10 protein-coding genes are annotated in these 11943 nt (G+C 42.1%); 6 read left to right on the top strand and 4 right to left on the bottom strand.

All coding sequences use genetic code 11. From position 1 onward, the window contains the following. Positions 1-55: 55 nt before the first annotated feature. Together nth and ACNEUN_RS01000 are read right to left on the bottom strand one after the other, a co-directional pair. On the bottom strand, positions 56-763 hold the full coding sequence (nth, locus tag ACNEUN_RS01005; protein ID WP_427875864.1) for an endonuclease III: 708 nt from the start codon (positions 761-763) through the stop codon (positions 56-58). Beyond that, positions 760-1557: a winged helix-turn-helix domain-containing protein gene (locus ACNEUN_RS01000; RefSeq protein ID WP_427875865.1), complete on the bottom strand. Its 798-nt coding sequence runs from the start codon at positions 1555-1557 to the stop codon at positions 760-762. The genes nth and ACNEUN_RS01000 overlap by 4 nt, the downstream gene beginning before the upstream one ends. A gap of 256 nt (positions 1558-1813) precedes the next feature. On the opposite strand from ACNEUN_RS01000, the gene ACNEUN_RS00995 reads away from it, so the two are divergent. Continuing rightward, a complete protein-coding gene (locus ACNEUN_RS00995) occupies positions 1814-2593 on the top strand; it encodes a beta-carotene 15,15'-monooxygenase (RefSeq protein WP_463630244.1) in 780 nt (259 codons plus the stop codon). A gap of 144 nt (positions 2594-2737) precedes the next feature. On the opposite strand, the gene ACNEUN_RS00990 is transcribed toward ACNEUN_RS00995, so the two are convergent. Then, the gene (locus ACNEUN_RS00990) at positions 2738-3232 is read right to left on the bottom strand and encodes an inorganic diphosphatase (RefSeq protein WP_004105658.1); all 495 of its coding nucleotides are present in this window, start codon (positions 3230-3232) and stop codon (positions 2738-2740) included. Between the two features lie 359 nt (positions 3233-3591). Here ACNEUN_RS00990 and ACNEUN_RS00985 point away from each other — a divergent pair, with 359 nt between their 5' ends. From ACNEUN_RS00985 to pgl, 4 genes are all read left to right on the top strand, one after another. Beyond that, a complete protein-coding gene (locus tag ACNEUN_RS00985) occupies positions 3592-6153 on the top strand; it encodes an acyltransferase family protein (RefSeq protein ID WP_463630407.1) in 2562 nt (853 codons plus the stop codon). A 108-nt stretch (positions 6154-6261) separates the two neighbouring features. Continuing rightward, complete coding sequence (gene zwf, locus ACNEUN_RS00980) at positions 6262-7842, top strand: glucose-6-phosphate dehydrogenase (protein WP_427875867.1); 1581 nt, start codon at positions 6262-6264, stop codon at positions 7840-7842. Then, complete coding sequence (locus ACNEUN_RS00975) at positions 7839-8780, top strand: glucose-6-phosphate dehydrogenase assembly protein OpcA (protein WP_427875868.1); 942 nt, start codon at positions 7839-7841, stop codon at positions 8778-8780. The genes zwf and ACNEUN_RS00975 overlap by 4 nt, the downstream gene beginning before the upstream one ends. A 117-nt stretch (positions 8781-8897) precedes the next feature. Further along, on the top strand, positions 8898-9722 hold the full coding sequence (gene pgl, locus ACNEUN_RS00970; protein WP_463630241.1) for a 6-phosphogluconolactonase: 825 nt from the start codon (positions 8898-8900) through the stop codon (positions 9720-9722). 80 nt (positions 9723-9802) lie between these two features. Here pgl and gndA read toward each other — a convergent pair whose 3' ends face one another. Beyond that, positions 9803-11257 (bottom strand): NADP-dependent phosphogluconate dehydrogenase, encoded by a 1455-nt coding sequence (gene gndA, locus ACNEUN_RS00965; RefSeq protein WP_427875870.1) that lies wholly within the window; start codon positions 11255-11257, stop codon positions 9803-9805. A 424-nt stretch (positions 11258-11681) separates the two neighbouring features. Between gndA and nrdH the strand changes: the two genes are divergently transcribed. Further along, positions 11682-11942, top strand: coding sequence for a glutaredoxin-like protein NrdH (nrdH, locus tag ACNEUN_RS00960; RefSeq protein ID WP_427875871.1), 261 nt, complete (start codon positions 11682-11684; stop codon positions 11940-11942). Position 11943 lies beyond the last annotated feature (1 nt).

Below are 11943 nucleotides of genomic sequence, written 5' to 3'. Positions count from 1 at the left end.
TGCAAACAACACACTAATTGAGCAATAGTCTAATAAACTTAGAAAGCATATTATGCTACATATTCACATACGGACACGTAAAACGTAGAGGACATGAATCACATTTAGGATTTACAGCTTTACAAATGTTACGCCCATGCAAGATAAGCCTATGCGATAAATCAGTCCAATCTTTTTTATCAAAACACGAAGTTATTTCACGCTCAATTAATTCAGGACTTACTTTTGATTTATCATCATTCCAGTTAGACCGCCAACGTAGTCTGCCAGTTACTCTAATAACGTGAGTGTCTACAGGAAATCCAGGAATGTGAAAAGCGTTTCCTAGAACAACGTTGGCCGTTTTTCTACCGACTCCAGAAAGAGAAATGAGATTTTTCATATCGGAAGGAACATTCCCGTTAAATTTCTCAACTATTTGCGCTGATAAAGTAACTAAGTGCTGAGCTTTTACTTTATAGAATCCGAGTGGGCGTATAATATTTTCCACTCTGCTAATAGGAGCATTAGCAAGTGCATATGCTCCTGGAAAAGTAGCAAAAAGTTCCGGCGTTACGCTATTTACTCGTTTATCTGTAGTTTGTGCGCTCAGTACAGTTGCAACTAAAAGCTCAAAGGGATTACTAAAGTTAAGTGCACACTTTGGATTTGGTATTTCTTCGCACAAAAGTTCATACTGTGCGTGCATGCGCTTAATTTTGTCTTCATGAGATTCTTCATAAGAATCATTACGAGATTCTTTACGAAACTCACTTTTACTCATACGCAATCATCGTCAGAATTAACACTTTGACTATTTTCTTTCGAATTATCTTCCGAGTCAGCATCTTTTGAAATATCTTCAGCTGATTCTGGAGGATCGAAACGGTAGCCAACATTTCTTACAGTGCCAATAATCTGCTCATATTCGACACCTAATTTTGCGCGCAAACGACGAATATGAACATCAACAGTACGAGTACCGCCGTAATAATCGTAGCCCCACACTTCTTGAAGTAAATGTGCACGAGTGAAAACTTGCCGAGGATGCTGAATAAAATATTTCAGCAACTCAAATTCTTTGTAAGCTAAATCTATAGGATGCCCGTGCAAACTTACTGTGTATCCGCGAGTATCTACTACTAAATCTCCAGAACAAATTTTTCCATCGTCAAGAACGTTTATATCTTCAGAAATAATTCCTTTAGAAGGTGCATGCGAATCATCGAAACGACCATGTTGAGCAGCTAAACGCAACCTTCCTTCAACTTCTGCTGGAGATGCACTAGAAAGTACAACGTCAGATACTCCCCACGTAGAATTTACTACAGTAAATCCACCTTCCGTAAGAACAAGTATTACAGAAGCTTGTAATCCAGAAGCTCTAACTAGTCCACATAATGATTTCGCTAAGGCCAAATCTTCGCGTGCGTCTATAAGAAGTACTGTCTGCTCCGGAAGTTTCACTAAACTCGAAGCATCCATAGGTAGTACGCGCACACGATGAGAAAGCAATGTCAACGATGGTAACACTAGCGCAGGCGATGCGCACGAGGTCATCAACGTGATATCGGTCATATGACGCCTCCAGCCGGTTGAACGATTGATATTAAGCGACAAATTCAGCCGTTAAGGGCATTGTAGTCCATGCTTAAGAAGAATCGACAACTAAATGTCTTAAAACAATATTTTTTACAAAATTAAATACTATTACTAAGCTGTAAATAATTTTTTAATTAACCAAATAATCACAAAGTGGACGCTGAGGACTACATTAGTTATAAGTAAGGCATAAAGAAGCCCAATAAGACTGTCAATACAGACAGGAGAATGAATGATCAGCAACGACAACGAGCATACAGAAATGCCAACGCATGCCAACGTTGTAGGAAACAGCAACGAGACAGAACGTAAATCTAGTTACAATCCTGCATTAATTGTTGCAACGCAACTGATTACAGTTGTGCTTCTTGTTACAGCAGCCTTGCTAAATACTTCAACACACAAGGTGATTATTGTTCTTTGTGCGATTATGATTGCGCTTCTTGTAATATTTTGGCCGTTTAAAAGTAGCATTATTGATAGGGCAATATCGGCAGCCTCTGGTTGCGTTTCTCTTTGGTGCGTTACGCTCTCGTTAAAAGGATTACTTCCAAGTAGCGTTATAGATAATGAAACTGTTTGCATGCACAAGTTCGTTGCAGCAATGCGACCATACGAGCGCTGGGCTGTGTCGTTTGCTTTAATACTAGTTGTAGCGACTTTTGTTAGTTTCTTTAGACAAATGCTTCGTGAAAAAAGAACAAATTTAGTACGAAATCTTTCACACACATTAACTGCTTGCGTATCTTGCGCTGCAGCCGCAGGGTGGATGTTTTTGCCTTCTATTATCAAATTTACTGCATCATTACGTAATTTTAATTACGGGATTTTCGTTGCCTCTTTTGGAGCACTAGCAGTAATCGTACTTTCTGCACTATCGCACTTGTGGTCGAAAGGAATTGACCATGATTCAAATATTCCGCTACCTTCTATTGGCATAGCACTTGTACCGATTATGATGTGCGGATTGGTTATATACGCAGTTGGTTTAGGAATGCTTTTAGTTGCTTAATTTTTGAAATAAAAAGTGGCAAGAATTCCGCATGCACTTTATGTATCTTACGGATTTTCTTGCCACTTTATTTTTACTTTAATAAAATTCTCGCAACGTAATATTACTTAATTTATTACTTACAGAATCTTATAGTTTAATATTTTACTTTTCGCTTTCTTCCAAGCGCTTGCGAGCTGCGACGATTTCCTTCTCAGCCTGCTCTACACCAGCCCAGAAGTCACCAGGAAGAACTTCCTTGCCTGGCTCCAAAGCCTTGTACTGCTCAAAGAAGTGCTTGATTTCAGCCTTGTGATACTCGTTCACATCATCAATATCCTTGATGTCGTCAAAACGAACGTCTGCTGGAACGCACAAAACCTTATCGTCTCCGCCAGCTTCATCAACCATGTGATACAAGCCAACAGCGCGGCACTCAACAACGCATCCTGGGAACACAGAATTTGGAATCATAACAAGAGCGTCGAGTGGATCGCCATCTTCACCCAAAGTGCCATCAATATAACCGTAATCATCTGGATAACCCATAGCTGTGAAAAGGGTACGATCCAAGAACACACGACCTGTTTCGTGATCCACTTCATACTTATTCTTAGAACCGCGTGGAATCTCTACCACGACGTTAAAAGTTTCTGCCATTTTGGCTCCTTTAATAACAAGTCATAAACTTTGCTATTTCACTTTACCGCGCGCCAAAGAGGAGAATAATTAACCCAATAAAATAAAGTCGTAAAATCGCACAAAATAACACAAAATAAGCTAAGCAATATTAACAGAATAACAATGTTTTACAAGTAAAATAAACACGTAAAAATAAGACACGCTCTACACTTCAAGACTGTCTCAATACGCAGTTATTATCATCATGATTTATTCAAAAAATGCTATAAAACAAAAGCAGATACCAGCGAAATGCAGGCATTATGTCACAGAAGAAATTAGCAGCCGTTACCGCTGTTTCACAGGGTTCAACCGCCCCTGAATATCAAAGCGAAACAATGATTTCTACTAATGGCAATCTAAATGAAAGTGGCAATTTAAACACGTCTAATAATCAGAATCAAAATACGCAATCATCACGTAGAAATCCTGCAATAGACGGTTTACGCGCATTGGCTATTGTGGGAATTGTTTGCTTCCACATGAGGCCAGTAGGACTTCAAGGTGGTTTTCTTGGAGTTACGTTATTCCTAGTTTTAGCAGGATACTTCTGCACTCGCACAATTCTTCGTTCGCTTAGCGGCAATAGCGGCGACTCTAGGATGCACTACTGGAAATATTTGTGGCATAGGATTATTAGAATATTCCCTTCGACTCTGGGAATTATTGCAGTTTTTGCACCGGTCATGTGGCTTATGTCTCCTAGCCTGCTACCAAAATTACAGTCAGACGCATTATATGGGGCAAGTTTTACTAGCAATATCTCTTACATAGTTCGTAAGCTTTCATATTTTGAACAAGCTGGATTACCTTCTCCAATTAAACACTTATGGTATCTCGGCATTATTATGCAAGCTTTTGTGATATGGCCACTACTTTTGTGGATTATTGTAAAAGTATTTAAATCGAAAACAATAAGAGTATTTGTTACTCTCTTATTAACTTTAGCTTCTAGCGCAACTTGTGCATTTATCTCCTGCTCTAGCAGTGATTATATGACACCTGCACGCGTTTACTATGCTCTTGATACTAGAGCATCCGAGTTTCTTGTGGGCGCTCTTGTTGCCATGTGTAGCACTTGGTTTGCAAACTATCCTATAAGAGCACTTTTTGGAAATATTTTTGACGTAATTACAAAAAAGCAGCAACTAAAAACTGTTATAAAGCAGTTAGATCAGCACGCTTTACTATGCGAGCAGCTTAAATATCAGAATGTAAATAGCACTAACGGTATTAACGGCACTAACAACGTCAACGCTGTTAACAGTTTTAACGTAACTAATAGCAATTTTGCTGATAATATTCCTGAAGATTTGCGAGCAGGATTACAGATTGATATGTACGATGGCAAAGGTCAAGGTGAGTATTACGAAAACAGCTCACAAAATTACGCTGCTGTCGCAAATAAGAACAATCCTTCCACATACGAATCAGATATTGTGGAACTTCCAGATGATGTATTTAATCGGGAGAAAGAACGCAATTACACTCCTTCTCCTGCATGGCAGCGTTCTATTATAGGCATTGCAGCAGTAGCAGTATTATGCTGGCTTTTTGTAAAAGAAGATGGAACCTCACTATGGCTTCCACGCGGAGGGTACACTGCTGTTGCAATATTATGCGCTGTAATACTTTCTGTATGCAAAAATGAAGATAATTTGTGCTCTAAGATTTTTGCGTTCGCGCCTTTTGCATATCTCGGAAGACGCTCTTTCGCTTTATATTTAGTACACTTCCCAATTCTAGAAGTCTGCAATCCTGCAACTAGAACAACTCTCGCTCCATGGTGGGAACAAGTCGCGCAATTTGTTTTATCACTGATTGTTGCCGAATGTTTCTACAGAATATTTGAGATGCCTGTAACTCATAAGCAGTTCTCTCTTAGTATGCTCAAGTTTGATCAAAACGAAACTGCTTACGATAATCAAATTAACAGTTCTGTTATTCCTGCTACGCAAGCGTATGATACTGCACAAAATATGGGTCAAAATGCTGCAGAAAATACATCAGAATACGGTATTGATAACAGCAGTATAAATGTTTTAAGTAGAGCAGTACGCACCCCTTCCGCACTACGACAAACAGCAACTGTTGTATGCGCAGCGCTAACTGTAATTCTTATTTTTGTTCCTCTAAATTGGAAACAAATCGCTCAGGATCGCGCAATTCAGCTTCGTCCAGAATTGGCTGCGCCTGTACAAGAAGCACCATTGCCTGGATTACAGAATCCTAACGGTGCTTTGGCAAATAAAAACGGCAAAGCTACTGCCAAAGCACATCGCAAGAAATTCACAGGTAAAGTGGTAGATACTTCAAAAATAGCTACGCCTCCTGCACCTTCAAAGCACCGTATTTTAAACGCGATTGCTGAAAAAGTTCCAGAAAATCTCATAACTTCACATTCAAGTATTGACAGTACTAAAGGAACTTGCTCAGCAAAATTCACAATGGTTGGCGATTCTATTGCTGAAGGCGCAAAACCTTATTTGCTGCGTTCTCTTCCTAACGCTTTTGTCGACGGAAAAGTTAGTAGGCAAATTTTCCACGGAGCAGAAAGCTATATACAAGACATTAATAATGGTCACCCTGGTGAGATTGTTGTTTACGCACTTGGAACGAACGGTCCACCTCACGACGAAAGCGTTTTGCAACACATGGTTGATGTTGCTAAAGGTAGACCAGTGTATTTCGTCACTACTCGCGTACCGCAACCATGGCAAGACACTACTAACGATCGTTTGCGCAAGTTCGCTGCCAAACACCCTAACGTTGGTATCATAGACTGGCATGGATTAAGCAACGGTCATTCAGAATATTTGACTGATGACGGAGTTCACTTAACGCCAGTTGGCGGTCCACAGTATGCTCGAATGATTCGTTTAGCAGTGTGCGGAGGCTGAAATTTAAAGCTTTAATAGCGCGCTAAAAAAACTTTTTAATACTAGATTGACCGTATTAAATTGCGTTTCGCGTGGTGAAAATAGCAGCGAAATATTACGATAGTATTTATGACTGAGTTGAGGACACCATGTGATTCGCAAGGCGTTGGGGCGGATACGCCTAATTGGACAAATCCGTTACGCGATCCACGAGACTTGCGTTTGGCTCGTATTGCAGGACCGTGCAGTTTAGTAATCTTCGGAATTACTGGAGATTTAGCGCGCAAGAAGCTTATGCCAGCCGTATATGATTTGGCTAATCGCGGGCTTTTGCCTCCAGGATTTGGTTTAACTGGTTTTGCAAGACGCGATTGGACGGATGAGCATTTTGTAAACTTTGTGCGCGAAAATATTGAGCAGCATTGCAGAACGCCATTTCGTGAATCAACTTGGATTAATCTTGCCAAAGGCATACGTTTCGTACGTGGTACTTTTGACGACGCATCCGCGTTTGAACGTTTAAGCAAAACTGTCAACGAGCTAGATAGAGACCGAGGCACTCGCGGAAATCACGCTTTTTACATGTCTATTCCGCCTTCCAGCTTCCCAGTTGTTGCACAACAGCTTGCAGCATCCGGCCTTTCGCATTCTTCTGAGCATGCTTGGCGTCGCGTAATTATTGAAAAGCCTTTTGGCCACGATTTAGCGAGCGCGCGAGAATTAGATCGCGTTGTTTCTGAAGTTTTTGATCCTAATTCTGTGTTCCGAATTGACCATTATTTAGGCAAGGAAACTGTGCAAAATTTGCTAGCTTTCCGCTTTGCTAACGCAATGTATGAGCCGATTTGGAACGCAAATTACGTTGATCACGTGCAAATTACAATGGCTGAAGATATTGGCATTGGCGGAAGAGCTGGATACTACGATGGAATCGGTGCTGCTCGCGACGTGATTCAGAACCATTTGCTTCAACTTATGGCTCTTACTGCTATGGAAGAGCCTGTAAGTTTCCGCGCTAGCGATTTGACTGCTGAAAAAACGAAAGTTTTATCCGCAATCAGACTTCCTCAAGACTTGGCTGCTAATACTGCTCGAGGACAGTATGCAGCCGGCTGGCAAGGATCATATAAAGCTGTTGGATATTTAGAAGAACAAGGTATTGATCCTAAAAGTACTACTGAAACATACGCTGCGGTGCGACTAGATGTTGATACTCGCCGTTGGGCTGGAGTTCCGTTCTACTTGCGTACAGGCAAACGTTTAGGTAAGCGCGTCACAGAAATTGCTGTTATTTTTAAGCGCGCTCCGCATTTGCCGTTTGAGTCTACTGCTGTAAGAGAACTTGGAAGTAACGCTATTGTGATTCGAGTTCAACCGGACGAGGGTGTTACTATGCGCTTTGGCGCGAAAGTTCCTGGAGGAACTGCTATGGAAGTGCGTGACGTTTCTATGGACTTTAGTTATGGACGCTCTTTTACAGAAAGTTCCCCTGAAGCTTACGAGCGATTAATTCTTGACGTGCTTCTTGGAGAGCCTCCACTGTTCCCGACTACTGAAGAAGTTGATTTGAGTTGGAAAATTCTCGATCCTATTGAGGAATTCTGGAGTTCTCTTGGCACACAACCTCAACCGTACCGCGCTGGAACGTGGGGGCCTGCAGAAGCTGATGCCATGCTTGCTCGCGATAATCGCCATTGGAGGCTGCCATGATTATCAATCTTTCTGATACTAATACCAGCAAAATTGCAGCTAAAATCGACGAGTTGCACGAAGAGCGTGGTGAATCTGCTACTGGCCGCGTGCTTACTTTACTTATCGATACGACTTTTAAAGAGTTAGAACATGCGCTTGAAGCTGCGAATAATGCAAGCCGCGAGCATCCGTGCCGAGTTATTGCCATGGTTCGTGACTGGTCTAGTGAACACGCAGCTGAACGTGGTGAAATCGTGCCAAATCTTGACGCTCAAGTGCGTTTTGGTGCGGATGCTGGCGCTGGCGAAATCATTATTTTGTATCCGCATAATGGTTTAGTTCGCCACCCGGATACGCTTGTTATTCCGCTACTTGTGCCAGATGCACCGATTGTAGCATGGTGGCCAACTGATGCTCCTGAGGATCCTGCTCACGATTTGCTTGGAGCTATGGCAAGTAGCAGAATCACTGACGCTCAGCGAGCAAGCGATACTCTTAAAACTGTACAAAACTTGCGCAAAAACTGGTCTCCTAAAGATGTTGATTTATCTTGGACGCGCTTAACTCCTTGGCGTGCACTACTTGCTTCTATGCTTGATCAGCCACCTCATTTACCTATTATTAGCGCGAAAGTTACTGGCCCTACTCACTATGTGTCTTTGCATTTGCTTGCAGCTTGGTTGAAGAGCAGTTTGCACGTACCGGTTGAAGTAGTTGAAAATCCTAATGCTCAAGCAATTACTTCCGTAACTTTAGAGCGCGAGGACGGGACATTGTCCCTTACTCGCCCTGCTGGTGGAGATCAAGCTTTGATTAGTCTTCCCTATCAGACTGCTCAGCCTATTGCGCTTCCTATACGAACTTTGGATGATTGTTTGAGTGAAGAGTTGCGTAGAATTGATCCCGACGAGATTTATGCGCAACTTGTACTAGATAATCCAACCGAAAATTCGTGAAACATTACGTGAAACATTACATAAGTAAAGTAATACGTAAATGAAACACTAGGAAACTAAAGCGAAATTAAAAGTAGTGAAAAAATCGTTTAAAAATAAGAAATTGAGGAAATGAATATGGTAGATAATGAAGTCACCTTTGCGCATAACGCTGTAGTTTACGGCTATGATAATCGAGATGTACTGGCAGCTGTTGCAGCACAACGCTTGGTAACTCTTATTATGGAATCACAGAATGATGTGCGAAATCTGAATAAGCCATTTCATTTATTACTTACTGGCGGCACTGACTCTATTAGAATGTTCCAGATGCTTGCTAGTAACCCACTTTTGCCAGCAATTAATTGGAATTTAGTACATATTTGGTGGGGCGACGAACGATTTGTCTCATATGACAGCGATGAGCGTAACGCAAGAAAAGCTCGTGAAATTCTTCTTGATATGCTTACTTCCAACAAAGTTTTGCCTGAATCACATGTTCACGAAATGCCAGCTGACGATAGAAGCGTTGATGAAGTAGTTAACGCAAGTGATGTTGAAAATGCTGCTCTTCTTGATGAAGCAGCACGCGAGTATGAGGAAGAAATTACGGGGCTGCTTGGAAAGGAACCTGTGTTTGATTTAGCTGTACTCGGAATGGGGCCTGACGCTCATATGGCTTCGCTTTTCCCAGGTTTGCCGCAGGTAGAAAATCGAAATCGTTTAGTTCTTGGCGTGAATCACTCCCCTAAGTTGCCGCCTATGCGCTTAACTCTTACCGTTCCTGTATTAGCTCACAGTCGACGTACTTGGTTCTTAACTGCAGGAGAAGAAAAGGGAGTTGCTTTAATGAATGTACTTTCTGGTGATAATAATCCAGAATACCCTGCGTCTTTTGCAAACGGAACTGACGAAATCTGCTGGTTTACTACAGCAGAAACTTTGCAAGCTGCAATCCAATAATCTGCATAATATTCAGAACAATAAAATACAGGCCTTTGCATAATAATACAAAGGCCTGTTAGTTGTAAATATTATTTGATTTAGTCTTGCTTTACTTCTGGGCGATTAGGATCTGCCCACAAAGTGTGGAATACGCCTGGCTCGTCGATGCGACCGTAAGTGTGTGCACCAAAGAAATCGCGCTGAGCCTGAATAAGTGAAGCTGGCAAACGTTTGGAACGCAAGCCATCGTAGTACGCAAGCAAGCTAGAGAATGCTGGAACAGGAACTCCATGCTCCACTGCGCGCGCAATAACCCTACGCCACGCAGCCTGAGACTTCTCAATAGCAGCCTTAAAGTAAGGAGCAAAAAGCAAAGAAACGCTTGCTTCACCAGACTCAAAAGCCTCAGAAACGCGATTCAAGAACTGAGCGCGAATAATGCATCCACCACGCCAAATGCGAGCAACCGCAGCCTGATCAATCTTCCAATCATGTTCAATCGCAGCAGCGGCAATCTCGTCAAAGCCCTGAGCGTAAGAAACAATCTTAGAAGCGTACAAAGCTTGGCGAATATCCTCAATAAACGCCTTACGCTCAGCATCGTTCAAATCAAAATGCATGTCTGGCCCAGTCAAACCCTGGTTTTCAGCAGCTTCTCGCAAAGCAACCTGGCTGGAAAGTCCGCGAGCAAACACGGCTTCAGCGATACCCGTAACTGGTATTCCGAGCGAAAGTGCAGACTGTACAGTCCAAGTACCAGTACCCTTCATGCCAGCGTGATCCACCATCATCTCAACCAAAGGCTTACCAGTCTTAGCATCCTTCTGACGAAGCACATCAGCTGTAATTTCAATCAAATAAGAATCAAGTTCGCCCTTATTCCACTCGCTGAACACGTCCGCAATTTCGTCGGACTTCATTCCCAAACCGCGAAGCATTAAGTCGTAGCTTTCAGCGATAAGCTGCATATCTGAGTACTCGATACCATTGTGAACCATCTTCACAAAGTGGCCAGCACCATCAGTACCAATATGCGTTACGCAAGGTTCACCTTCTGCAACAGCCGCAATCGACTTCAAAATAGGGCCAAGAGTCTTCCAAGATTCCTCAGTGCCACCAGGCATCATCGAAGGACCGCGAAGCGCACCTTCTTCACCACCAGAAACACCGCAACCAACGTAATGAAGTCCACGCGCGCGGATGTCGCGCTCTCTGCGAATCGTATCTTCAAAGTAAGAGTTTCCACCGTCGACAATAATGTCTCCCGGCTCCATAGCATTTGCAAGCTCTTCAATAACAGCATCAGTAGGAGCGCCAGCTTTTACCATGATGATTGCAGTGCGAGGACGCTTCAGAGAAGCAACGAATTCTTCGACAGTTTTAGCCGGCACAAAAGCACCTTCGCTACCGTGCTCATTCATCAAAGTTTCAGTGCGTGAATAATGACGATTGTAAACAGCAACTGTATTGCCGTGATGCGCAAGATTACGCGCTAAATTCGACCCCATAGCCGCCAAACCAACAACGCCAATATTTGCCTGGGCTTCCGTCATAATGACACCTCTTATCTTTTATCTTGTTATATTTGCACGCACGCTTTGCGTACTCAAGCAATCTGCATTAAATATAAAATGCACAATTTTTACTTAGCGTTACGCCCCTTCAAGAAACGCACTTTTTAATTTTATCTACCTATATGCACAAGGAAGTATATTGCGAAGATATGTGAAAATTCTTAATAAATTTTGTGATATAAATTACATTTTCATACAGCATAAATATCATCCAAAATCTTTTTATCAGCACGACACGCTTACAAACACGCTATTTTTAGATATTTTAAACAATAACTATATGTAGTGTTTGCATAATCGACACACCACTATAAATAGTGCTTATTCGGAGTAAGCTAACTATTTGGCTTTTGTCGATACAACAAGGAATTACAGAAATTCCCCATCACCAGAGGAGATTGAAATGACTATTACAGTGTTTACTAAACCTCATTGCCCGCAGTGTGATGCCACTAAGCGACAGTTCACAAAACTTGGCGTGAACTTCGAAACTGTAGATTTGTCAAAAAGCCCTGAATCACTCGAACAGTTACGAAATGCAGGTTACCGTCAAGCGCCTGTAGTAATTGCTCCAGACGCATCCTGGAGTGGGTACCGTCCAGATTTAATTGCGCAAATTGCGGATAAACTCGGATCTTCCGCAGAAACAGCAAAAGAAGCATAAA

The sequence above is a fragment of the Gardnerella sp. C0684A1 genome (assembly GCF_055326835.1).
The sequence above is the reverse complement of the archived record's forward strand: the minus strand, read 5'-3'. Positions and strand labels throughout refer to the sequence as shown.

Coding starts and splice junctions, on each gene's coding strand:
- ACNEUN_RS00985 (WP_463630407.1), top strand. CDS start 3,592: ATGATTTCTACTAATGGCAATCTAAATGAAAGTGGCAATTTAAACACG.
- nrdH (WP_427875871.1), top strand. CDS start 11,682: ATGACTATTACAGTGTTTACTAAACCTCATTGCCCGCAGTGTGATGCC.
- pgl (WP_463630241.1), top strand. CDS start 8,898: ATGGTAGATAATGAAGTCACCTTTGCGCATAACGCTGTAGTTTACGGC.
- zwf (WP_427875867.1), top strand. CDS start 6,262: ATGACTGAGTTGAGGACACCATGTGATTCGCAAGGCGTTGGGGCGGAT.
- nth (WP_427875864.1), bottom strand. CDS start 763: ATGAGTAAAAGTGAGTTTCGTAAAGAATCTCGTAATGATTCTTATGAA.
- gndA (WP_427875870.1), bottom strand. CDS start 11,257: ATGACGGAAGCCCAGGCAAATATTGGCGTTGTTGGTTTGGCGGCTATG.
- ACNEUN_RS00975 (WP_427875868.1), top strand. CDS start 7,839: ATGATTATCAATCTTTCTGATACTAATACCAGCAAAATTGCAGCTAAA.
- ACNEUN_RS00995 (WP_463630244.1), top strand. CDS start 1,814: ATGATCAGCAACGACAACGAGCATACAGAAATGCCAACGCATGCCAAC.
- ACNEUN_RS01000 (WP_427875865.1), bottom strand. CDS start 1,557: ATGACCGATATCACGTTGATGACCTCGTGCGCATCGCCTGCGCTAGTG.
- ACNEUN_RS00990 (WP_004105658.1), bottom strand. CDS start 3,232: ATGGCAGAAACTTTTAACGTCGTGGTAGAGATTCCACGCGGTTCTAAG.